This is a genomic window from Croceivirga thetidis (genome assembly GCF_012272815.1).
Lineage (GTDB): Bacteria > Bacteroidota > Bacteroidia > Flavobacteriales > Flavobacteriaceae > Croceivirga > Croceivirga thetidis.
Window position 1 is genome coordinate 1480886 of record NZ_JAAWWL010000002.1, and the last position, 23286, is coordinate 1504171.

The following is a 23286-nucleotide window of genomic DNA, read 5'->3' on the forward strand; positions in this document are numbered from 1 at the left end:
GCCTTTAGTTCTTGATTTGAAAGTTCGAATTTTTCTTTTTTCGTTTCGTGGCCACCCATCCAAAAGTAATATGGACCATAGGACCATGACCATTTAACAGTCCATCACCACGCATATAACCATAGCCCACTTCAGCGTTTATATTGAATCCTTTACGGTTGGTTCGTTGTATACCATAAACGCCTCCATAAAACGCAAAGGCCCAATCGCCCGTATCTGGCATATTGTCAATAAGCTGTAAGGGTTCAAAGAAAATTGATCGTGCGGCAGCAATATAGTTCGCTGAATTCCCCACCACATTCTTATTGATATCCAATCGTTGATTAAAATTATGGTAATAACGTAATCTTAAATGCCATGAATATCCGAAAGTATATCCCTCTTGATAGGTGGCAAAAGCCGGAGTAAAACTGGTGGATGCTGTTACATTTCGAATAATGCCAATTTCATAACGAAAACCAGGACCCAGCAAGTTAACCGTAAATTGATGCCGTTCTAGATTGATGATGCCGATACCTTTTTCTTGAATTCGCTGTGCCTGTAATGGAGCAATAAATAGCACACTAATAATTGGAATTAGGAATAGGTTGCGCATTTCAGTTGATTTGAAACTGAAAAATAGTGAAATGCGCTAGGGTGCCTTGAAGTTTAAGAAAAGTTTAATTCAGGGGTTTGGTTCTTGATTTTCAAGAAACTTGGTGATTACCTCGGCACAATCTTTATACTTTTCTTGTTTTGCAACCAAGGCATACCTATAAGAACCCAGAATATTATTGAACAACTTATTTTCAAAAATTTTACGACTTGGCGCTTGAGAATTGTATAAATCAGCATTGGACTTTAAGTATTCATAATATTCATTTGCACCTTCAAAAGACCTTAATTGAACTGATTCCGTCCAATCGTAATAACCATAAAGGGAAACAATCCTCTTTTTCTCCTCAAAGTCCAAAAAACGAATGTCACCACTTTCAGTTAGGGTAGTGTACGCATTTTTACGAATGTAAAAATATCCTGAATCGTCAAATAGCTTTAATGCCATTTGCTTTAGTATTTCTGACTCTGCGCCATTCTTTATAAGCATGGTCATTGAATCAAGAGTTTCAATACTTGAAGCAACCGCCTTTTGCGCATACCGGAGTGAATATTGATTAGACTTGGTTTCCTCCAGTAAAAAAGTGCGGTGCTCCGCGAGGTTTTCTTCAAGCTTCCTATTCTCAGAACATTTATCCAGTTGAAAGGCAATAAGAATACCGATGATTACCACAAAAAATTCTAGGGAATGGTTTAACCAATCTATTTTCTTTTTCATTCGATTGAAACTTTACCTTCTGAAGGTATAAAATCTTCATTGAACATGCATCAGTTTCAGTTTGTCCCAAAGCAAATTGTTGAGTTATAATAAGGTTCTAATTATCGACCTATACACCAACGTTTTTCGCTGACAATCCAACCAATACTTAGGTTTATAATTGGTTGAATTCCACCTCTAAATGGTCCAACATAATAACCTGCTCCAGCATCTATTGAAAAACTGAAACCGGAATTGAAACTGCGTTGAATTCCATAAACCAGACCTCCATATCCGTGAATCCCATCAACGGGGCGATTGTCCACTAACCTTGCATCAGGTGAAAAAACAGCTACGGAAGGGGCCAGATAATTACCGGAATTGCCATATATCTGGCGACCCCTTTGGTAACGTCCATTAAAATTATGGTAATACCGATTTTGTAGGGTAATTGCAGGAAAGAAGTCATAGTCTTCAATGGCATTCTCAGAAGCCGGTTCAATGCTGGCTTGCCAGGCTACCCTTAAATCAAGTGTGCTGTTGACACCCAAGGCCATTTCATACTCCACACCAGGATTTATGGCATTGATTTTAAATTGCCGTAGTTCGCAATTTTTACCGAACTGGGCCAGGGTTAATTGAAGGGAAAATAGCCCAAGTAGCAAGAACAACTTTTGCATAGTAGGTAATTCAGGACATACCTATAACACCTGCGACAGTAAAATAGTATTTTTGCAAAAATTTCTTTTGATGGATTTAGCCAAGATTCCGCAATTAAAACATACCGATTCAAACAACTTTTTCCTGCTTTCTGGACCCTGTGCCATTGAGGGTGAAGATATGGCCCTGCGTATTGCTGAGCATATTGTGGAAGTTACCCAAAAGTTGAAAATTCCTTATGTGTTTAAAGGAAGCTTCAAAAAAGCGAACCGAAGCAGAATCGATTCATTCACTGGAATTGGTGATGAAAAAGCCTTAAAAATCCTGAGAAAAGTATCAGAAACTTTTGAAGTACCTACCATAACGGATATTCATGAGAAATCAGACGCAGCTATGGCCGCAGAGTATGTAGATGTGCTCCAAATACCTGCTTTTTTAGCTCGACAAACCGACCTTTTAGTGGCCGCCTCTGAAACTGGTAAGGTCGTGAATATAAAAAAGGGCCAATTTATGAGTCCTGAAAGTATGAAGCATGCCGTGACCAAAATTACTGAAACGGGCAATGAACAGGCCATGATTACAGAGCGCGGCACCATGTTCGGCTATCAAGATATGGTGGTCGATTTTCGGGGCATTCCTACGATGAAGCAATACGCTCCGGTGGTATTGGATGTTACCCATTCCCTACAGCAGCCCAACCAATCCTCGGGCGTGACTGGTGGTCGACCTGCACTTATTGGCACCATGGCCAAGGCCGGAATTGCAGCGGGAGTGGATGGCTTATTTATGGAAACGCACTTTGACCCGGCAAACGCCAAAAGTGATGGGGCCAATATGCTTGATTTAAGTCTGCTGGAAAGATTGTTGACGGATTTGGTGGCGTTGCGCCAGGTAGTGAGTGGATTCTAATTACGCTTATAAAAACCTTTGTGTTTTAAACTGTGTACCTCCTCAAGCACCTCAACCAAAATTTCATCATTGATTTCTTCGAGGGTTTGATATCGAAATGATTTAACCACTTTTCGCTTTTCAGAATACATCAGTTCAACATGTTTGGTCAAATGGGCCGAGTTCCAAAATGCGATATCCACAAACTTTCCTTTGTGTGAGGCATTCAAATAACACATAGGATGCTTCTCCGCATAAAAACAGGGTATCCCCCATTTATATTTCATATTTACATCTGGAACAACGACTTCAATTACCGACCGTAGATGTAATAACATGCTTCGATACGGTTCCGGTTGGTTTAAGATATATTCCTCAGCTGGGTTCATACTTACAAGGTAATTGCATTTTATCGAAAAAAGTAACCACAATTGGAAAATATATATTTACTTTGTTTTTCAAAGTACTTTTAAAATGGACTCTAAAAAATACATTGAAGATATTTCCCAAATAAAAGACATGATGAAACGCTCCTCGCGTTTTTTGTCACTCAGTGGTTTGTCAGGAATCATGGCCGGTTTATATGCCATTGGCGGAGCGGTCATTGCTTATTTCTTTCTGTTTCCTGCAAGAGGGGAATACTTGACCTTGCACAGCTGGAACTTTAAAATGACCATTGTATTACTCCTAAGTGTGGCAATCTTAAGTATTATAACCGGATTTCTACTGACAACCAGAAAAGCACGTAAGAACAATGAAAAAATATGGGATGAAACTACACGCAGGTTGCTATTTCATTTTCTGGTACCCCTAATGACCGGTGGTATTTATATTCTGATCAAACTTAACAGTCAACATTATGGGCTTACAGCTTCATTGATGTTGATATTTTATGGCTTGGCCCTATTGAATTCCTCAAAATACACCTTATCTAATGTGCAATATCTGGGCTTAGCAGAAATCGTTCTTGGTCTTATTTGCGCCGCTTTTCCTGGTTACGGGTTTTGGTTTTGGGTAATCGGTTTTGGTTTACTTCATGTTATTTACGGAAGTCTTATTTATATTCGGGAAGAGCGTAGCAAAACATGGGCCTGATTGATAACATCAACAAAATTTTTGACCACCGTATTCGGCTGGGAATCATGTCTATCTTGATTGTGAACGACAAAGTGGAATTCAATCGGTTAAAAGAATTGTTGGAAGTCACTGATGGTAATTTGGCGAGTCATACCAAAAAGCTTGAGGAAGCCGAATACATTAAAATTGAAAAGTCATTTGTGGGCAAAAAGCCCAATACAAAATACATGGCTACTAGAGTAGGTAAAAACGCATTCAAGAAGCATATTGAAGCCCTTGAAAAACTATTAAACAAGAATTAAAAAAATTTTACTCATTTACTTTGTATTTCAAAGTACTTTTAAACTATTATTGTGGAGATTATAAGAAAACAACGATTCGGAAACTGGTTTAGAACATCGATAACTGCTAGAATGTTAGCCGTGGGATTTATATTGATTGTCTTACTCATTCCCTTAAGTTTTGTAAAAGGATTGATTCGCGAACGAGGTGCGCGCCAACATGAGGTCATTCGTGAAATAAATCAAAAATGGGGTAATGAGGTTGTGCTCTATGGACCAATACTTAGGATTCCTTATAAAACATATACCGAGAAACGCACCTATGATGAAAAGTCAAAAACATATTTAAAGACCTATGAAGATGTGCTTCATACCGCTTACTTTTTTCCTGCATCCTTCAAAGCTGAATGCAAGATAGACACTGAACCTCTTGAACGTGGCATTTATGAATCTGTAGTCTATTCATCGGATATAGCTATGAATGGCACCTTTACTAATTTCGATTTTTCACAAGAAGATATTCCTGAAAAAGACATCCTCTGGGAAAAGGCCTCTATTATTTTCAAGACTTCCAATCTAAAGGGAATTCAAGACGAATTGGTAGTTACCTTGGGGGACGAACATATGGTATTGAAACCTAAGTTTGATGATAATTATCTGAGTCTTTTGTCAAGTGGATATCTTAAAAAGCTCAAATCAATAAAAGATGCTGAGATTGAATTTCGATTAAATCTTAAGGTAAATGGCAGTGAGCAACTAAAGTTTATTCCTGTTGGTAAAGAGACCAAAGTCTCGATGATTTCTGATTGGCACTCCCCTAGTTTTACTGGTAATTTTCTACCCGATGATAAAACCAAGAAAATAAGTGAAAATGGCTTTCAGGCCAATTGGAAAGTACTGGAGACCAATCGCCAGTTCGGCCAACAGTTTTTTGACCAATTACCCGATTTGACAGCCTTCGCCTTTGGCACCAATCTTATCATACCTATTGACGATTACCAAAAAACAGAACGTACGAGCAAATACGGATTGATGATTATTGGTTTGACCCTCTTTGTCTTTCTTATGATTCAAATTATCAGTAAAATAGACATTCATCCTTTTCAATATTTGATGATAGGTTTGGCGTTGGTAATGTTTTACACGCTCTTACTCTCTATTTCTGAACATCAGAATTACCTAGTAGCTTACTTGATAGCAGGTGTTTCAGTAGTGATGCTAATCACCTTGTATTCTCGAACTATTTTAAAGAACAAAAAATTTCCGCTTTTTATTTTCGGTTCAATGACCGCACTATACGGTTTCATATTTGTCATTATTCAGCTTGAAAACTATGCCCTTTTGGTGGGAAGTATTGGTCTCTTTGTAATACTGGCCATCATTATGTTCACCTCTAAACGAATTGATTGGTCAGGTCAACAAGCTAGCCTTGCCCAGTAATTAATCGAATCCGGTCAACTCTGGCCGGATTTAAATTTATCATTTGACGTTATGCAACTTGTTGTTCCGATTATACGCTATTATCGTATGCCTTTATTGCTCCTCGGGTTTTGTCTTGGGCTTATTTTTATTCGGCTATTGGTTTCCGGGTCTTTTTTCTTTGGCTTTCTCGCTTGGAATCTAATCTTAGCAATTATTCCCTATCTGATTACACAAACCGTTATGTTTTATGGCATTTACAGAATACCAAAGGCTTTTCAAATTTTGTTGTTTCTGTTTTGGCTGCTCTTTTTACCAAATGCCCCTTATCTCATAACCGATTTGGTTCATTTGCACAGCTCTTTTGCTGACCAACGTTGGCTTGATCTTTTTATCGTATTTGTTTTTGCGCTAACAGGTTGGCTTTTTGGCTTGCTCAGTCTTCTGGATTTCAATCAATTTATTAGGACCCGTATTGTTTCAAGGGCAAGTGACCTGATACTTATCGTAATTTGTTTTACAACAGGTTACGGTCTGTATTTGGGACGGTTTCTTCGATTCAACTCATGGGATATTGTATTTAAAACGGAAACCTTATTGAGGGAAATGGCAATCAGTTTTGCAAAACCATATGTTTGGTTGATGACCCTAGCGTTTGGGTCATTTTTATGTCTATCCTTTTGGTTTTTAAAATGGGTGAAGGAAGATTCTTAAAATGAACAAAAGAATTTATTTAAGCCAAACTAAGATTTTTGGCCCCATTGAAGATGGTATCAAATCTGTCAGCCATGGAATTCAAATAGTTAACCGGTGTATCTTGGGCCATATATACCTCCGCAGTCTCAACATAAACATCAAAATGAAATGCGGCAAAATTTTCATCACTGTGCTCATCATCATCAAATTGTTCCAATAAAAATTTAATGATACGTGGCCTCAGCTGATATTCTAAGTCTATACAGCGCTTGCGTTGGTGATGGTCGGCTTCTCTAGTATATATCCAATTAAACGTCACTTGTCTAACTAAATGAGTTTGGAAAGTACTAAATGTTGGCTGTCGTTCAACGAATTGTTGATAACTATGAACAACTAATCAAATTTCGCCATCAACATAATCTTGTAGATAGAGATACCTACTTGTAAGTGCAGCATTCTGAGTCATCAAGGCTCTAGCCAAAACCCCTTCTTCATCTTGATTAAAAAATGCCGGAATTACTGCTTTTACAAATGCCCCACCAAAGCCGTTACTGGCGTCTCTAGGAAGTTCTGCTGGCAAATTATCAACTGCCATAACCGCAATGGCTTCTTCATTTCTATAGTCCACCACAGATTCATTTTCCGGGTGATAGCCATAAATCGGGTCTGCTATTGTTGATGGTTGAATGGTAGTGGCTACTGGGCCATCAATATCACAGCTGATATCGGCCACGACCTTTATGTTGAATTCAGGATGTTTGGCGTCTTCACGGGTATATAGATATGGAGCCCCGTCTCCATAAAAATGTCCTGCAATATAAAAATCAGTCACTTTGGCGAAACGAAAGAAATTCGATTTATACTCCTCTGGGTGTGCAAAAAAATCGGCTTTGTTACCGCGAACACCATCCTTTCTTTTGTTGTATTCTGAGGCATCAATCTGGCAATAGACTGGCTCGTCAAACGCTTCGGATAAGTATTCCGCCACATTGACTTTTTTCAATTTCATAGCATCCAACATTTCTTTGGCACCATTGCCTACCCTACCCTTGCCCGTCAACAAGATTTTGATGCTGGGAAGCTTGATTTTATTCAACTCGCTTATCAATTCGGCTTGGTCTTTTAAATCTTCAGCTTTGGGTAAGTCAAACAACTTAAATTTGAGTCCGTAAGCACGAATTCCATTATACGCTCCAACAATACCTGCATATCGACCAAAAGCGACTAAACGTTGGCCCTTTTGGTTGGTAATGACCTCATGATCGTAGAGTTCAATATTCTTTTCTAGAATTGCTAGCAGCAAATTGCGGTTGTAAGGCTGCTTTTTTATGGTATGGGAAAAGAAAAAATATTTTTTATTCGGAATAAGCGCTTCTATAGGCACTTCTTTGACTCCTAGGAGCACATCGCACTCATGCATTTTGCTCGCCACCTCAATACCCGCATCTCGGTATTCTTGGTCTGAAAACACCCGAATATCAGAAGGTTCCACAATGATTTCAGCTTTTGGAAACTTGCTTATGACTTCTTGACAGAGTTGAGGGGATAAGACCACCCTTTTATCAGGAGGATTCTTGCGTTCTTTTATGATTCCGAACTTCATATTTAGCTTGGTATACTTATTGAACTAAAATACAGGGAATGGCAAGGTTGGGCAAACTTTTTCGGGCATTGACCAATAAAAGTTAACTTTGCCGCCCGCGTTAGGGATTGAGGTAAATACCATGTATGGCCGAAAGCCCGACCATCTGAAGCGAATGTGGAAGATGGGAACGCACAAATGATCTTTGAAAATAAAATGAGAATGTGTTTTAGGCCCTTCGACTACGCTCAGGGCATAATTCGACTACGTAAATTGCAAATTTACTGTCTCATTATGGGGCCGACTGGTTTTGACAGCGAGACCAATGGCATTGTAAGCATGTCGAGCTATGGGAATGATGCTCGTTAATTCAATATCCCACACTTTTAAATGGCGAGTCTAACTACGCTTTAGCTGCTTAATCGACTGAATTATAGTAAGTCTTAGCCTAGTCGCGCGAGGCGCGAAAGCTGAATGTTCCTGAATAGCCCTTGTTGACGGCGATTCATTTAGGAGCACCATAAAAGTCAACACCGGATTGTTTGTGCTTCGGTAACAGTCCTAAACTAAAGAAGCTAAGCGTACGATTGGCAGTCTTAGGTCGGTCGTACGTCGACAACCAAACTAAGACTAAGCATGTAGAAAGCTCTGTTATTGCTTGTTTGGACGAGGGTTCGAATCCCTCCGGCTCCACTTCATAAGCCACCTCAATGGTGGCTTTTTTCGTTACGCCGTAGTGATTTGAAGTCCAGCGCGGTAGGCTCGCTCCTTCTCTAAAAAGGTCTTCCAGACCTTTTCCTTACGCTCGGCCGTCTCCGGCTCCACAATCACTCACAACTGCCCAATGGCAAGAACATAATAAACCCATCAAGTTTACTTGAATGGGTTTTGTTGTTTCTTGGTATCAATTTTAGAAAAGTTGGCAGTTTTATTTGGAGTATGGGAGTCAATGGGAAGGGAGTCAGCCAATGCCCTTGACTTCAAGCAGGTCGACTTAAAAGGTTAGATTTATCTAGTAATTTTAATTCTATGCTCTTGCTTACAACCACTATCTTTAATTAGAAAACCCAACCCCATGTCAAAAGGCAAATCTTGGCTCCGAACATTAATTGAACTCGTTGAAGTCTTTTTGGATAGTTCAAAAAAAAACAACCGAGCTCGAACCTGGCATCAGCATGTGGTTCCATACGAAGAAGGATGGGCCGTACGGAGAGAAGGCAATAAACGTATCACAAGCAAACACCGAAAGCAGAGCACGGCCATTCGTAAGGCGAAAACTTTAGCTAAGAAATACAAGGCCGATGTAATAATTCATCGGGCAAGTGGGGGTATTCGGGAGCGTATCAGCTACTCTGAATAATTAGTGAATTTAGTTCCTGAACATTAGGATATATTAACTGCTAAACTCCGCTTGATAACTTCATGAACAATGCTATCCTAGATATTCAACAATACAATAGACATTCAGGCCTGAATCCCGTTTGGTTCTTACCTAAAAGAGTTTATTGTTATCACTTAAATTTATTAGGTGATTCAATAAATAAAACAACTTTTTTTACGTTTAAAATTTCTCCTGTATTACTGATTAATCGAGGGTGAATACTAATTATTGCATTTTCAATTAAACACAATTAACCAACAACCAACAATGCGTCTGCTACTTTTTACAATCCTTTCTTTTCTATTTGTTCAAAATTTACGTTCACAAGAAGAGCTACCAAAAATTGATTATAAAGAGGTTTCCGCTAAAGCAGAAAAATTCGTTGAGAGTGGAGAATATCAAAAAGTAATTGATGAACTGAACAAAATCAATCCAAACGACAGTATTTATGCCGATGCGCTTTTATCTAAATCCTTTTATGCCCTTCAATTAAAAGATTATCCATTGGCAATGCAATATGCTGAGGAAGGTTTGGCCCTGCCATTTGGAGAAAACAAAGAAGCTTTTTATCAGAATTATGGGGTCGCCCTTATTAATAACGAATCCTACGAAGAGGCTATATCTAGCTTTAATTCGGCTTTACTCGAATTTCCTAAAAATTACAAACTAAGGTATAATCTAGGGGTCGCACATGAGTACTCAGGAGATATAAAAAATGCGGTTCTGGCATACGAGGAGTCAATCTTTCTTAATCCACTTTACAAAAAACCGTATTCCCAACTTGGTGGGCTATGCGCCAAAAACGGATTGGTTTCCCAAGCATTGTTATGTTACAATATGTACTTGCTGGTTAGCCCAGAAGGTTCCTTTAGTTCTTTAAAATACATCAACGATTTTGCTTCGGCCCCAACTGAAATTGAAAATAAACTTGAAGGGGGCATTTCAAATATTGATGGTGAATTTGAAGAACTTGATTTGATATTATCAAGTGGTCTTGCCTTAAATAATGATTACGAAACGGGAAATAAAATAGAAATAGCGCTTGTAAAACAAAACCATGCATTACTAAATCAAATTTCGGAAGTTACTGTAGAGAATGGGTTTTGGGGTGATAAAGTAATTCCATTGTTCAAATGGATAAATGATAACGGTTATTTCGATTTATTCACCTATACCATCAATTATGATATCCAAAATGAGAAATTCAAAGCTATTATTGAAAAAAACGAAGAAGAAATAGTTGAATTCTATAATGCTTTCAAAAAAAAATGGATAGAACTCAATCAAGATTATTTGAATAAAACTGGGAATAACAAAATTATAGTAAATGGGTACTTTGATGAATACTTTCAAGGAATTGGAAAACTTGAAAATGAAAAATTAGTTGGCCAATGGGAATTTTATAATGAAAATGGGAGTGTAAAAAGCAAAGGGGAATTTGATAGTTCTGGGCAACGCATAAATAATTGGACTTGGTTTAATGCAGATGGTAGTATAAATGAAACTTCAACTTATGTAAATGGCAATCTTGAAGGTCCAAATAAGGGCTACTACCCCAATGGAAAACCAATGTTCGAAGCAACTTATCAAGATGACGATTTGAATGGCCACTACTCCTATTTTAATAATAAAGGTGCCCAAACACAATCAAAGTATTTCAAAAATGGTGTGCTTGATGGAATGTATGAGTCTTACTTCCCGGTTGGTTCAAAAATTAAGGAATACCAGATTCCATATTCTGATGGTAAAATCGAAGGAGAAGTAACGCAGTATTTTATAACCGGTGATACCTTATTGAATGTAAATTTCAAAGCTGGAAAACGTCACGGAATTGAAACTAGTTACTTCATCACAGGGAATAAAAGTGGTATCTCAAAATATAGTGAGGGTGAACTGAACGGTCCTTACTTGGTGTATTATCCGAACGGACAAATAAAATCAGAAGGGAACACCAAAAGCGATTATTACGAAGGCCCGTACACTGAATACTATTCAAATGGTAATCTCAAATCAAGTTATAACTACGACGAAGGTGTTATAAATGGGCTGTACAAAGTCTATGATCGTGATGGCAAATTACATTACGAATATGAGTATCGAAAAAATGAAGTAATCGCTTATACCTTTTTTGATAAAGACGGTAATATCATTAAAGAAGCCCGTAAAAAAGGAGGTGAATTCTTTTATGAAGAATATTCTCCTTTTGGAGTCAAAATGACGGAAGGACTTTATGATATTAAAGGCGGTAAAATTGGAGAATGGAAATACTACAGTAATAATGGGGTTCTCAGCGCCACCTGTACGTACAAGGACAATCTACTTGACGGAAAATACACTTCCTATCATAGCTCTGGTGAATTACTTTCAATTTCTCATTATTCAGAAAACGTAATTGACGGGTATTACAAAGAGTTTTATCCGAATGGGCAATTATACATGCAAGGATGGTATAAGAACGGAAAGGAATTTGGTGAATGGAGGTTCTATTACAAAGACGGCACTATGTACTCAAAGAATTTTTACCATAAGGGCCAATTACATGGTAACCAGGTATATTTTGGAGTTGAGGGCCAACCTAGTTCAACGAATACCTACAGGTTTGGCGAGCTAATAAAGCAGGTTTATTTTAAATCAAACGGCCAAGTTTTACAAGAAATTGACCACAACGCTTTTCCAGCAGATACCACATTGGTGTTCTATTATGAAAACAAAGAACCCCAAATAAGAACAACATACTCTTACGGTGTTCAAAACGGCCCATTTATGTATTTGGATTTCTATGGAAATACATTGCAAAAAGGCAACTATCTAAATGGTGAAAAACATGGGGAGTGGATTACTTTTCATGAAAATGGTCAAGTCTTGAATAAGACGAACTATCTAAATGGAAAAGAACATGGAGATTACGAACGATTTAATGATGATGGCATTCTGCAAGAGGAAGGTATTTATAATCTCGGTGAATTATCTGGCGAATGGAAAACTTACGACAAAAAGGGACGCTTATCCTACACCAATAATTACAGTATGGGATTACTTCACGGTACTCGAAAATTTTATGATGGCCCTGATAATCTAGAATTAATTCGTCATTATGAATACGACCGTGTTATAGGCTATAGCTATCTAGATTCCAATGGTACGGAAATTGCAATGGTTCCATTGAAAAACGAGACAGGCAATGTGACCTCGTATTTTCAAAATGGTAAAATTTCTAGGGAAATGACCTATAAAAATGGAGTCTTCGATGGTAAATACCTTGACTATTATCCAACAGGCCAAATGGAGTCGGATATTAACTATAAGTACGGGAAATACCATGGTAAACGCACACAGTTTTTCGAAAATGGGAATTTAGAGTTGGAAGAGGTCTATCTAATGGACGATTTGCACGGCCCCTATAAAGCCTATTATCAAAATGGAAAACTAAAAGAAGAAGGCAATTATAAGAACGGCAGTAAAACAGGTGTATGGCGATACTATGATGAATCTGAAAAAAAATCCAAAGAAGAAACTTATTTTAATGGTGCTGTTGTGACTTCTAAGCAATTTTAAGAATGAAGAAAAATCTATTGACCATACTTTTTTTAGGCTTGGTTTTTGGGCTTAACGCCCAGCAACTTGAACAGCTAAATCGATTACAAGAAACCTATCCGAATGCCAATCGCATTCGTGTGAACCAAGAAGAGGTTATCACACTAGAAATTGTAGATGGAGAAATAAAGGTTGACCAAACAACAATTGAAGAAGAACTTTACCTGAGTAAAAGTGCAACCTACAATTCAAAGCAATCCATAAATTATTCGAGTTTCTTCCATTTGAAACAGATAGAAGCCAAAAACACCAACTGGATAAACGGAAAGCCACAGTCAGTTAAGGTAGAGGATTTTAAGGTTAAAGACGATTTGGAATCTTCTTTTTACGATGATAACAAGACGGTAAATTTTATATATCCGAACTTAGAAAAAGGGTCAAAAACGTATTTGAAATATTCATATGATATTAAAAATCCCAGGTTTTTGAGTTCTTTCTATTTTGGCAGCTATCTCCCGATTACCAATAGTAAACTTAAGCTCATTGTTGACAACGGTATCGAATTAAGTTTCAAAAGTTTCAACCTTGAAGGACTGGATATTAAGTTTGAAAAGGAGAAAAAACGAAAACAAACAATCTATACTTGGACCAGCTCAAGTGTTCCGGATTATAAATTCGAAGAGAATTCGCCAAACGGTCGCACAATTCTGCCACATGTAATCCCTGTTATAACGTCATTTACAGTCGACGGTAAAACAACCAAACTTGCTGATTCTGTTGATGACTTATACAAGTGGTATTTTTCTCTAACAGAAGAAGTGCGTTCTGAAAAACCTTCACCAGAACTCGTTAGCACCGTTAAGGAAATCACTAAAAACTGTACAAGCGACTATGAAAAGGTGAGCGCAATTTACGAATGGGTCCAACGAAATATAAAGTACATCGCTTTTGAATATGCTCTGGGCGGTTTTGTTCCAAGATTCGCCAACGATGTTTTTGCAAAGAAATACGGAGATTGTAAAGACAATAGCAGTTTACTGTACGCAATGCTTAAAATTGCTGGCCTTAAGGGGTATTTTACTTGGATAGGCACCAGAGATTTGCCCTATTCATACAGTGATTTACCCACTCCACTGTCCGATAACCATATGATATTAACTTGGAAGAATGGTGCTAATACATACTTTCTAGATGCCACGGGCAGGTATGCAAATTTGATGCAACCAACTTCTTTTATTCAAGGTAAGGAAGCCTTAATAGGCATAGATTCAAATGAATTTTTAATTGAAACCGTGCCCCTATTGCCTGCAACATCCAATGCTATAGTTGACAAGTCTTCTGTTACCTTAAATGGAAACAATCTTGAAGGTAGTTCTAATGCAATAGTGACCGGCTTTCAAAAAGTCAATTGCTTCTACGGTTTAGAGAACATGACTACAGAAGAGAAAACCTTAAGCTATTTTAATAGCCTGTTGGAAAAAGGAAACAACAGCTTTCTAATTTCAAAGTTTCAAGTCACGAATGAATTCGATTACTATGAACCCTTTGAAATAGCTTACGATTTTGAAATTAAAAATGCCGTTAATCATTATGGGAATGAAACTTACGTCAATCTCAATTTAAATCAAGATCTCTACAAATTTGCAACCAAAAGGAATAGAAAGAATGCTTTGGAGTTTGACTATTTGGAAAAAAAACAATTTCAAACCGAATTTATCATTCCTGAAGAATACAAGATTGATTACTTGCCTTCAAATTTCGCCCTAGATAACGAGTTTTTTAACTCTTCAATAGCTTACGAAGTTGAAAATGGAAAGATTAAATACACCCATCAATTCGAGCTTAAAAAAATAATCATTCCTGCAGAATCCCTAAAAGAATACAATGACAATCTAAACAAGGTAAATAAGGCCTTTCAAGAAGTTATTGTTTTAGTAGAAGATTAAAAAGACATGAAAAATAAAGCCATCCTACTTATTAGTTTTCTGTGTATTGCATTTAATGCCCCAGCACAAGAAATACTGCAAATATTATCGTATGACTGGGCCAGTAAACCCGTTTACGAAAAACCTTCAGGTGATTTTGACATTTTTGGCATTAAGGAAAAACAACTGATATACTTTGATTATGAAGGAGGTGATTTAACCGAACATTATCTTGAACACAAGGTAGTTTGGTTGAATTCCGATGAAAAAATTGAAGAGTACAACAAAGTTTATTTGCCCTACGCAGATGGCTCTAATCTAAAGGTGAGCAAAGCCCGTGTAATCACTCCCAACAATTCAATAATTGACCTGGATAAGACCAAAATTTTTACCTCAAAAGATGAAGAAACTGGTCAGCAATATAAATACTTTGCTTTTGAGGGTTTAGAAAAGGGAAGTTTTATTGAGTATTTGTATGTCGCCCAACAAAAACCCGATTACAACGGAACCCGAATCAAGCTACAATCAACTTATCCAAAAAAAGAAGTTGATTTTGAACTGGTGAGCCCTAAAAATCTATTATTTGCTTCTAAAAGTTTTAATGGTTTACCGGAGGCCAATAGAGATAGTTTACCCAACGGAAATAACAGATGGAATTTAAAGGTCGAAAATATGGATGGTCTTGAAAAAGAGGATCAGTCGGCACACTCGGCCTATTTGGGTCAAATCATCTATAAGCTGGATTCGAACACTGCTACAAAAGGAAAAAATTTAACCTCTTACGCCAATGTTTCCCAGAATTTATATGCCTTTTATTACAAGGATATTGATAAGAAAGTTGATGGTCTTCTTGATAAATTCATTAAAGAAAATAACTTGGCAAATGGAGAAAACGAAGATGCTACTTTAAGTATGCTTGACAACTATCTTAAGACCACTATTTTTCTAACTGAAGGTAATGACCCTGGTTTGAGCAACACGATTTCAATTTTGGAAAATAAAGTCGCTAATCGCCGTGGTATTGTTCAATTGTACGTTCAATTGTTCTCAAAATTGGGAATAAAGAATGAAATGGTGTTGACCTCAGACCGCAACAATGTAAAGTTCGACCCCGAATTTGAATCCTATAGTTTTTTGAATAATTTTCTCTTTTACTTTCCAAACACCAAGAAATTCCTTGCTCCAAATGTTCAAGAAAACAGATATGGTTTTCCTCCAATTGAGTTTACCGACAATTATGGTTTATTCATTAAAGAAGTCAAGTTGGGCAGTAATAAATCCGCCATTGGAAAAATAAAATATATTGATGCTGTTGAGGCAGAATTAAATGTTGATGTAATGGACATTAAAGTATCATTTGATGAAAATGATATTACCAAAACCAATATTCAACTTAATCGAAGTTTCTCAGGTTACAATGCCATGTATTTTCAGCCTTTTATGAATCTGATGCCCAAGGAAACAAAAGAAGAGCTGGTTGATCAGTTTGCCAAGACCATGCATGAGGATATACAAATTATTTCAAAAGATATTCAAAACGGTGAACCAGAATCGTTTGGTAAAAAGCCAATAGTTTTTTCCTATGAAATAGAAGCCGATGTATTCATGGAAAAAGCTGGTAGAAAACACTTGTTTAAATTGGGTGACCTCATCGGGCCTCAAATTGAAATGTACCAAGATAAAAAACGCAAATTACCCCTTGAAAGTCAGTATGAACGTACATACTATCGAAATATCACCATAGAAATACCTAAGGGCTATAAGGTTGTAAACCCAGAAGATATAACTATCGATTATAAAATTGAAAAAGATGGAGAGTTGCTCTTCTTTTTTGATTCAAGCTATACGCTAAAGGATAATCTTTTGAGTATCAAGGCAGATGAGCAATACAATACAAATATTGTTTATCCTGAAATCTTAGAGGGTTACCGTCAAGTTATTAATGGTGCTGCAGATTTTAATAAGATAAAGCTGATTTTTGAACAGGAACAATAGTCTGTCTGAAATACTCGTAATACCTCCTAAGGGTTAAGTTATCCGGATATTCTATCTAGAAAGTCACTAGGTCAAACCAATAAAACTATTCGGATTGATACTTGCCAACTGTTCCCATTTCTCTGGGGTTAATTGATTTTGCATATCAATCCAATATGCTTTTTCAGTTTTCTGGTTGCTCACGACGTAAAAGTCAGTTCCGAAAAGGATACGTTTATTGACTTTCTTATTGTTCATTAATTCTGAAAGCAGATTCACGTATTGGGTATCATGGGTGGTATAACTCACATCTGAATAAACATTCTCAAATTCAATGAGCATACTGGTTATCAAACTAAACCAATCGCTATAATGCCAATGTGCATAAAGATTACCCAGTTTAGGCAGTTCGTTTTTTAAGTTCAACGCAACCGCAGGTCTATAAACCAATTCGTTGGCTACTTGTTGTCGGTCTTTTTCCAAAAAGCGATCCCAATTTTCCGCTCCGCCATAGTGGGCTAGATTAATTTTTAACCCTTTCAAATCCCTTTTTAACTCTCCATCTTCATAACCGAATAGATCATTTAAATCTTGGTCTTGATATACATCCAAAACCTGTTTCAAAAAATGGGGCATCAACAAACAGCAGTAGTTTAGCGGATGGGTAAAGTTGGCCTGAAATTCTTTATTGGGTACCTGGGTCAATCGAAGATTTGCTATCACTTGATTATTTGCCTCCTTGGTTCCCGTTATAACTTCGTTGAAAATAGGGTGACGGTCCCATGCCTTTTTCTTATTGCCACGATAAAAAATAGGTCCAACAGAGCAATGTGTCGTAATTGGAATTTTATTCTGCACACAATACAACCACAAAGGCAGTAATTCTTTATCAAAAGGGTAATAACCCAATGCTGGATAAATCTTGATGCCACAAGCTCCCCTATCCAAGTATTCAGCCAGTTTGCATGGTTTCAAGGTAATTTTATCCGGATTGCTGGCATCATAGTCAAAAAAAGGTTGGCTCGGGTCTTGTTGGGCAATTCTTCTTGGATCTACAAAAACAAAAGGGAAAAGTGTTTCTCTATTCTTCGATTTCAACTCCATCAACTTAGCCATCTGCACCAAATAAGGTTGCTTTACCGAACCGGCATTCATGAACTCCATATCCATTGGTAGTACAACAAACTTGCTTTTAGGAGGGTATTGTTGCTGTAATTTGCTGAAAATGTAGCTCATACCATTCTTACCAGCACCCTTAGAAAAATCGAGAATTTTTAAATACCGCAAAAGGTACTCCAGCTGCTCTTTGCCCACCATTTTTTGTAAACGCTTTTTCAGTACTTGGTAAATGGACTTTCGAATATGACCGAATATCAAGGCCAGGACCAGCAATACAAAAAACTGATTCCAACCGGTCTCAATCTTCGGCATAAACCCTAAATAGTTTTCAAAAATTGGATATACCCATTTTCCGATTGTGGTTGTATCTAAAAGTGGATATAACCAAATCAATAAGTAATATGCAAAAATTGCCGTTGTGACCCATCGAAAAAGGCCATAGAAAAAATTAAATAGAGGGTTTCGAACAAAAAACATTTTTGTCTTGTAGGCTGACCAACTTCGATTGCGTTCAGCATAGGTGTATTCTTTTTTGCCCAAGTTGCGGAACCAAGTAATTGTACGTATCAAAAAACCAGTACCCAACAGTACATAAAAAGGCCAGACCACAATTTTCTTCGCCAAATATTTCGGCACATGGTCTTTAGTGAAAATATGGGCATGGATATTAAAAATAGGGGTCTCCCTTTCTTGAATTTGGTCTGGCATAACGGTTGTTGTTTATTGGAGGAAGAACTTAAATTTAAAGTAAATAATTTAGAATCAATTACTTGAAGACCATTAAGATCTACAATTCAAGTTACTTTGCCTTTGTTTTACTTAGGTCTTTTCTCACAATACAGAAAATGGTACCGATTGTACAAATTAACACGCCGATTGTGTTTAGCTGAACTAACTTTTTACTTCAATTCTTAAACACTGGTCATGGAGAACAAACAATTTCCTTACAAAACATTGATTTGGGCCTTGGTAGCCCTAGTTGCCCTATTCCTGTTCAAAACGCAGATTGCAGGCTTATTGGAAGATAGTGAAGAGGTTAATGTCTTCGGTATTGGCATAAAGGTTTCAAAAGACGAATCGGATAAACTTCTTTTGGCCCAGAATGAATTCAGGGATAAAGAGGAGGAACTCAATCAAAAAATTGAACAACAAGAGGTGGTCATGGATTCCTTGAATGCCTTGGCCAAAAACTTGGCTGGAGAAATTCAGGGGTGCCAAGCCGCCCAATCTACTGCAGTTAAATTGAATTCAAATATTCGAATGTTGGAAAATTTAAATGGCACCATAAAAAGGGAACAAGTTGAACTTAAGGACTATCAAATCATCCAAAGGAAATCTTCCCTAAATTAAAGTACTCAAAACATAGTTCTGATGTCAAAAAAGAAAAAATCCATCAAGGAGCTGGGTAACTATTCTAAAGTTTATGCCAAGCTCCGCATGATTGCCAATGGCAGTAATGAGGTCAATGCAATACGATCCATAACCAATCAATGTATCGCCGTAAGGGATACAATTCTTAAACCGGAAGCCTATAAAAATGTGACCAATCAAATGGCACAGAATATTTCTTTGGCACCCGAAACGGAAATTTCTATCGACGAACTCTCCCCCAAAGTAAAAGAGCCCACGAGAACCCAACTTAAAAAGGGTAGCATTGATGACAACCCTCCAAATGCCATTCAAGCCAATGTGTATATCGAACTTAAATCCAGTAGCAGTTGGAATGATGTCCTTAATGATCTTAAAAAAAATAAAGAGAAAAGCGATTTTAAGTCACACATTACCAACGTCCGACAACTCGGAAATACGGTAAAAGCGACCATCATTCTTGATTATTTAAAAGTTTTGGCCAGCAGTGAGCATATTGTGGGTATAGAGGGTACCCAATCGATATTGACACCACCATTGACCTTGGCCCCAACCGCGACCAGTTTGAAACCTAAAAAATTTACCTTTGATCAAGAGCTGCCCAAATTCGACCATAGCAATGTTATCATTGGTATTATTGACGTTGGAGGATTTGATTACGCACATCCCGACTTTCTTGACGCTCAAGGAAAAACCCGTTTTCTGGCCATTTGGGACCAGGGTGGTGACCATAGACCTTCACCGAAAAAGTCCTTAAATGGTTTTGAGGGTATGGATTATGGGAGCTTACTTTTAAAGGAACATATGGACCAAGCTATCAATGATGCACCAAACATTGGTGTACCCGTAAAAGCATTGGAACCGCAATCACAAGAATTTGAATCCTCACATGCTACGCATGTGGCCAGTATTGCTGCAGGAAATTCAGGAGTTTGTTCCGAGGCCGATATTTTAGGTGTGCTTATTTCTTTGCCTCCAGTGGATAACGACCGAGCCAAATCGTTTACCGATTCTTCACGAATTTCCGATGCAGTGGATTTTTTATTGGAGTATGCCAAAGAACAGAGTAAACCCATTTCAATAAATATCAGTCTCGGTACCAATGGCCATGCACATGACGGTAGTGCAGGCGTAAGCCGCTGGATTGATAATCAATTGACTGTTGATGGCCGTTGCGTATGTGTTGCCGCAGGTAATGCCGGACAGGAAAAGGGTTTGACACCTGATGATTTTGGGTACATCATGGGCCGAATCCATACCTCGGGAAAGATTTCGAACAAAGGGCTTTCCATTGATTTGGAATGGCAGGTTATCGGTAATGGCATCAGTGACATTTCTGAAAACGAGCTCGAGATTTGGTATGAACCCCAAGACCGTTTTTCAATTATGGTCAAACCACCAGGTGAGGACTGGATAGGTCCTATTAAACCGCAACAGTTTATTGAAAACCAACAGCTGGATGATTTTTCGTTTCTCAGCGTTTACAACAAGATTTATCACGAGGCGAACGGCAACAATTATATTGCGGTTTATTTGAGCCCCAACCTCAACCCCCAAAAAGTGGTAGGCATCAAATCAGGATTATGGAAGGTACGTTTGATAGGCGATGAAATTCGAGATGGCAATTTTGATGCTTGGATAGAACGGGACGACCCAGTACGCCGAGTTCAAAATTTTTGGAGTTTCCCTTCCTTTTTTACCGAGAAAACCAATGTCGACAACAAATCAATTAACTCCTTGGCCTGTGGACATAACGTCATCGCCGTTGGAAACTTTGATACCAACAATGACCTTATCAATATTACGAGCAGTCAAGGTCCATCTCGAGATAACCGGAAAAAACCAGAAATAGTTGGTCCTGGCACTAATATTGTCGCTGCAAACGGCTTTGCAGGTAGTAATAACTTATGGACGGCGAAAACAGGCACCAGCATGGCGAGTCCTTACGTTTGCGGAGTTGCTGGACTTTTATTGGCGCTACAACCGAGATTAACCTCATCACAAATAGCAGGAATTTTAAAACGAACTGCTTCACCAATTACGGGATTGAATTACGATTGGAAAAACGATACCGGTTTTGGACTCATAAATAGCGAAGCCTGTATTCAAGAGGCCATGCTATTAGCGAATTTCGAAGACATTACAGCAAACTAAACACCTAACTATGCAACTTATCATATTTCGTTCTTCAAAAGGAGATTCACTGCTCATCTCAAACCCAATTGGTGATGGGAAAAACACCAATATTTTGGTCGATGGTGGTATGAAGTCAAGTTTCAACGCATCAGTGGCACCCTATCTGAACAAAGAGATACAACAAAAAGGGGAAGTAGTCGACCTATTATGTGTTTCCCATATTGATGACGACCATATTGTGGGCATTATTGCGCTTATGGAATTATTGACCGAATGGCGGGTGTACAACCACCATAAAAGCAACCCGAATTCCACGGCCAATGTCAAAAAACCAAAGATTGTTGAACCACCAACTATCAACTCTATTTGGCATAACTCTTTTGCAGAGGCTTATGATTTGGGGGAATCCCTTCCACAAATTGCAAACGCCTTGCAAAATGTAGAGCAAATGACCTCAGAACATTTGAAAAATGACCTTTTTCATCGAGTGAGTCATAAGGCAACAAGCATCAAGAAGGGCATCATATTATCCCAACGCATTGACCCAGACCAATTGAATATTCCTTTAAACCCAGAATACAATGGTCGTGTGGTCAAATGCAACCAACGTACCGTTAGTAAAAACGAACATGCAGTCGGTAATATCAACCTTTCGGTCATCGGCCCGTTTCAAGCAGACCTGACTGACCTAAAGGAAAAATGGGAGAAATGGGAAAAGGCCCATGCCGAAGAACTTAAAGAATTTTTCGCCGATTTGAGCGTGAGTGCTATCAACCAACCTTTAAGTTTGGAGCAGCTTTCGCAGCTATTAATTAATAGTGGCACCCTGGGTGATCGAGATGAAGTCTCCATACCCAACTTGGCCTCCATCATGTTTTTAGCAGAGGCTGACGGGTCAACTATTCTAATGACAGGTGATGGCCATTCTGATGACATTTTAAAAGGACTCGCCAAGAACGAAAAACTGAATGCCAATGGTGGGCTGCATGTGAATGTGCTTAAGGTACAGCACCATGGGGCCGAGGCTAATATCGATTTAGCATTTTGTAAAAAAATTACAGCTGACCATTATGTGTTTTGCGGTAATGGTACCCATCATAACCCTGAAGAAGCGGTTTTGGAAGTCATTTACAAATCACGGGCCGGTGAAGCCAATGAAAAAAGTCCAAACCCAGAAGTGGAACAACCTTTTACCTTTTGGTTTAATGCCAACCCCAAAGACTCTCTAACGGAAAATCAGGAAAAACACCTTAAAAAGATTGAAAAATTAGTCAAGGAATTTAAGGAGGACCACGCCAATTTTCATTTTAAGTTTATGCCCAAGAATGAGCATTTTATGGTGATTGGGGTTTAGTCTTTTTTAATGTGTTTTTTAAATGTTGGGATTTAGTTTATTTTCTATTAGTTCCACAAGGCTTTTTAATTCTGAAACATCTTCTCTAACACGAGACAAATCAAAATCCAATCCATATTCATCGATTTCTCTATCTGAACTAGTCAAACCATTATTACTTGTTGTAAATCTTCTATGGAGGTTTAATTCCCTGTCAATAGTTCTTGGTCGAACAATTCGAAACAAGAACAAAGTATAAAGAACTATGGCTATTAAAACGCAACTAGGAATAATAATCACTCCAGCGCCAATTGCAATTAGAAAATTAGTAACGCGATTATCAAATATCTCGGAAGCATCATTGTGATATGCTTCATGACAATGGTTCCAACCATCAACTGGGTAAAATGTGAAGTCAATTATGTTTTCAAACCAACGCCAATACCAGGGCACTCCTTGAGACTCATAGGGTTTATAATAATGATTGTAAAAACCCACTCTAGCCGATACCGTATTATCAGGGTTTCCTCCGGCTATTGCATTACCTAATTGGTCAATAGAAACAAATAGGTTTGAAACATATTTCCAGAGGCTTGATTTACTTGTTAGCATTCCTTCAAGT

The 23286-nt window shown here is 37.9% G+C and carries 20 protein-coding genes and 1 other RNA gene; 13 read left to right on the top strand and 8 right to left on the bottom strand.

What is annotated here, in order from left to right:
* Positions 1-4 precede the first annotated feature (4 nt).
* From HCU67_RS14330 to HCU67_RS14340, 3 genes are all read right to left on the bottom strand, one after another.
* A complete protein-coding gene (locus tag HCU67_RS14330; RefSeq protein ID WP_168553279.1) occupies positions 5-595 on the bottom strand; it encodes a hypothetical protein in 591 nt (196 codons plus the stop codon).
* 69 nt (positions 596-664) lie between these two features.
* Positions 665-1312 (bottom strand): hypothetical protein, encoded by a 648-nt coding sequence (locus HCU67_RS14335; protein ID WP_168553280.1) that lies wholly within the window; start codon positions 1310-1312, stop codon positions 665-667.
* Between the two features lie 101 nt (positions 1313-1413).
* Positions 1414-1971, bottom strand: coding sequence for a hypothetical protein (locus HCU67_RS14340; RefSeq protein ID WP_168553281.1), 558 nt, complete (start codon positions 1969-1971; stop codon positions 1414-1416).
* Positions 1972-2041: 70 nt separating this feature from the next.
* Between HCU67_RS14340 and kdsA the strand changes: the two genes are divergently transcribed.
* A complete protein-coding gene (gene kdsA / locus HCU67_RS14345; RefSeq protein ID WP_168553282.1) occupies positions 2042-2860 on the top strand; it encodes a 3-deoxy-8-phosphooctulonate synthase in 819 nt (272 codons plus the stop codon).
* Here the strand turns inward: kdsA and HCU67_RS14350 are convergent.
* Complete coding sequence (locus tag HCU67_RS14350) at positions 2857-3228, bottom strand: DUF1801 domain-containing protein (RefSeq protein WP_168553283.1); 372 nt, start codon at positions 3226-3228, stop codon at positions 2857-2859. The genes kdsA and HCU67_RS14350 overlap by 4 nt on opposite strands.
* Positions 3229-3313: 85 nt before the next feature.
* On the opposite strand from HCU67_RS14350, the gene HCU67_RS14355 reads away from it, so the two are divergent.
* From HCU67_RS14355 to HCU67_RS14370, 4 genes are read left to right on the top strand one after another with little or no spacing between them, the layout of a single operon-like run.
* Positions 3314-3934, top strand: coding sequence for a hypothetical protein (locus HCU67_RS14355; protein ID WP_168553284.1), 621 nt, complete (start codon positions 3314-3316; stop codon positions 3932-3934).
* The gene (locus HCU67_RS14360) at positions 3925-4218 is read left to right on the top strand and encodes a winged helix-turn-helix domain-containing protein (protein WP_168553285.1); all 294 of its coding nucleotides are present in this window, start codon (positions 3925-3927) and stop codon (positions 4216-4218) included. The genes HCU67_RS14355 and HCU67_RS14360 overlap by 10 nt, the downstream gene beginning before the upstream one ends.
* 51 nt (positions 4219-4269) lie before the next feature.
* Entirely contained in the window at positions 4270-5637 is a 1368-nt protein-coding gene (creD, locus tag HCU67_RS14365) for a cell envelope integrity protein CreD (protein ID WP_345890717.1), read from the top strand.
* Positions 5638-5688: 51 nt separating this feature from the next.
* A complete protein-coding gene (locus HCU67_RS14370) occupies positions 5689-6330 on the top strand; it encodes a DUF1361 domain-containing protein (RefSeq protein WP_168553286.1) in 642 nt (213 codons plus the stop codon).
* 19 nt (positions 6331-6349) lie between these two features.
* On the opposite strand, the gene HCU67_RS14375 is transcribed toward HCU67_RS14370, so the two are convergent.
* On the bottom strand, positions 6350-6631 hold the full coding sequence (locus tag HCU67_RS14375; protein WP_168553287.1) for a hypothetical protein: 282 nt from the start codon (positions 6629-6631) through the stop codon (positions 6350-6352).
* A 78-nt stretch (positions 6632-6709) separates the two neighbouring features.
* Positions 6710-7915: an NAD(P)-dependent oxidoreductase gene (locus HCU67_RS14380; RefSeq protein WP_168553288.1), complete on the bottom strand. Its 1206-nt coding sequence runs from the start codon at positions 7913-7915 to the stop codon at positions 6710-6712.
* Positions 7916-8190: 275 nt separating this feature from the next.
* Between HCU67_RS14380 and ssrA the strand changes: the two genes are divergently transcribed.
* The 5 genes from ssrA to HCU67_RS14405 all read left to right on the top strand — a co-directional run bounded on the left by ssrA (position 8191) and on the right by HCU67_RS14405 (position 16729).
* Positions 8191-8590: a transfer-messenger RNA gene (gene ssrA / locus HCU67_RS14385) on the top strand.
* A gap of 379 nt (positions 8591-8969) precedes the next feature.
* On the top strand, positions 8970-9254 hold the full coding sequence (locus HCU67_RS14390) for a DUF2188 domain-containing protein (RefSeq protein ID WP_168553289.1): 285 nt from the start codon (positions 8970-8972) through the stop codon (positions 9252-9254).
* Between the two features lie 288 nt (positions 9255-9542).
* The gene (locus HCU67_RS14395) at positions 9543-12830 is read left to right on the top strand and encodes a hypothetical protein (RefSeq protein ID WP_168553290.1); all 3288 of its coding nucleotides are present in this window, start codon (positions 9543-9545) and stop codon (positions 12828-12830) included.
* A 2-nt stretch (positions 12831-12832) separates the two neighbouring features.
* A complete protein-coding gene (locus HCU67_RS14400; protein WP_168553291.1) occupies positions 12833-14755 on the top strand; it encodes a DUF3857 domain-containing protein in 1923 nt (640 codons plus the stop codon).
* 6 nt (positions 14756-14761) lie between these two features.
* Positions 14762-16729, top strand: coding sequence for a DUF3857 domain-containing protein (locus HCU67_RS14405; protein WP_168553292.1), 1968 nt, complete (start codon positions 14762-14764; stop codon positions 16727-16729).
* Between the two features lie 66 nt (positions 16730-16795).
* Here the strand turns inward: HCU67_RS14405 and HCU67_RS14410 are convergent, their stop codons facing one another.
* On the bottom strand, positions 16796-18535 hold the full coding sequence (locus tag HCU67_RS14410) for an amidohydrolase family protein (RefSeq protein ID WP_168553293.1): 1740 nt from the start codon (positions 18533-18535) through the stop codon (positions 16796-16798).
* Between the two features lie 216 nt (positions 18536-18751).
* Between HCU67_RS14410 and HCU67_RS14415 the strand changes: the two genes are divergently transcribed.
* The 3 genes from HCU67_RS14415 to HCU67_RS14425 are packed head-to-tail and all read left to right on the top strand — an operon-like array spanning position 18752 to position 22685.
* Positions 18752-19177, top strand: a complete 426-nt coding sequence (locus HCU67_RS14415) for a hypothetical protein (protein WP_168553294.1) — start codon at positions 18752-18754, stop codon at positions 19175-19177.
* 21 nt (positions 19178-19198) lie between these two features.
* Positions 19199-21349, top strand: coding sequence for a S8 family serine peptidase (locus HCU67_RS14420; protein ID WP_168553295.1), 2151 nt, complete (start codon positions 19199-19201; stop codon positions 21347-21349).
* 10 nt (positions 21350-21359) lie between these two features.
* Positions 21360-22685 (top strand): MBL fold metallo-hydrolase, encoded by a 1326-nt coding sequence (locus tag HCU67_RS14425; protein ID WP_168553296.1) that lies wholly within the window; start codon positions 21360-21362, stop codon positions 22683-22685.
* A gap of 18 nt (positions 22686-22703) precedes the next feature.
* Here the strand turns inward: HCU67_RS14425 and HCU67_RS14430 are convergent, their stop codons facing one another.
* Positions 22704-23276, bottom strand: a complete 573-nt coding sequence (locus HCU67_RS14430; RefSeq protein WP_168553297.1) for a hypothetical protein — start codon at positions 23274-23276, stop codon at positions 22704-22706.
* Between the last annotated feature and the right edge of the window lie 10 nt (positions 23277-23286).

What these genes read in the sequence shown, in the direction of transcription:
- HCU67_RS14370 (WP_168553286.1), top strand. Translation starts at nt 5,689, where the DNA reads ATGCAACTTGTTGTTCCGATTATACGCTATTATCGTATGCCTTTATTG.
- HCU67_RS14380 (WP_168553288.1), bottom strand. Translation starts at nt 7,915, where the DNA reads ATGAAGTTCGGAATCATAAAAGAACGCAAGAATCCTCCTGATAAAAGG.
- HCU67_RS14400 (WP_168553291.1), top strand. Translation starts at nt 12,833, where the DNA reads ATGAAGAAAAATCTATTGACCATACTTTTTTTAGGCTTGGTTTTTGGG.
- HCU67_RS14390 (WP_168553289.1), top strand. Translation starts at nt 8,970, where the DNA reads ATGTCAAAAGGCAAATCTTGGCTCCGAACATTAATTGAACTCGTTGAA.
- HCU67_RS14415 (WP_168553294.1), top strand. Translation starts at nt 18,752, where the DNA reads ATGGAGAACAAACAATTTCCTTACAAAACATTGATTTGGGCCTTGGTA.
- HCU67_RS14425 (WP_168553296.1), top strand. Translation starts at nt 21,360, where the DNA reads ATGCAACTTATCATATTTCGTTCTTCAAAAGGAGATTCACTGCTCATC.
- HCU67_RS14395 (WP_168553290.1), top strand. Translation starts at nt 9,543, where the DNA reads ATGCGTCTGCTACTTTTTACAATCCTTTCTTTTCTATTTGTTCAAAAT.
- HCU67_RS14405 (WP_168553292.1), top strand. Translation starts at nt 14,762, where the DNA reads ATGAAAAATAAAGCCATCCTACTTATTAGTTTTCTGTGTATTGCATTT.
- HCU67_RS14430 (WP_168553297.1), bottom strand. Translation starts at nt 23,276, where the DNA reads ATGCTAACAAGTAAATCAAGCCTCTGGAAATATGTTTCAAACCTATTT.
- HCU67_RS14350 (WP_168553283.1), bottom strand. Translation starts at nt 3,228, where the DNA reads ATGAACCCAGCTGAGGAATATATCTTAAACCAACCGGAACCGTATCGA.
- HCU67_RS14410 (WP_168553293.1), bottom strand. Translation starts at nt 18,535, where the DNA reads ATGCCAGACCAAATTCAAGAAAGGGAGACCCCTATTTTTAATATCCAT.
- HCU67_RS14340 (WP_168553281.1), bottom strand. Translation starts at nt 1,971, where the DNA reads ATGCAAAAGTTGTTCTTGCTACTTGGGCTATTTTCCCTTCAATTAACC.
- HCU67_RS14330 (WP_168553279.1), bottom strand. Translation starts at nt 595, where the DNA reads ATGCGCAACCTATTCCTAATTCCAATTATTAGTGTGCTATTTATTGCT.
- HCU67_RS14360 (WP_168553285.1), top strand. Translation starts at nt 3,925, where the DNA reads ATGGGCCTGATTGATAACATCAACAAAATTTTTGACCACCGTATTCGG.
- HCU67_RS14420 (WP_168553295.1), top strand. Translation starts at nt 19,199, where the DNA reads ATGTCAAAAAAGAAAAAATCCATCAAGGAGCTGGGTAACTATTCTAAA.
- HCU67_RS14355 (WP_168553284.1), top strand. Translation starts at nt 3,314, where the DNA reads ATGGACTCTAAAAAATACATTGAAGATATTTCCCAAATAAAAGACATG.
- kdsA (WP_168553282.1), top strand. Translation starts at nt 2,042, where the DNA reads ATGGATTTAGCCAAGATTCCGCAATTAAAACATACCGATTCAAACAAC.
- HCU67_RS14335 (WP_168553280.1), bottom strand. Translation starts at nt 1,312, where the DNA reads ATGAAAAAGAAAATAGATTGGTTAAACCATTCCCTAGAATTTTTTGTG.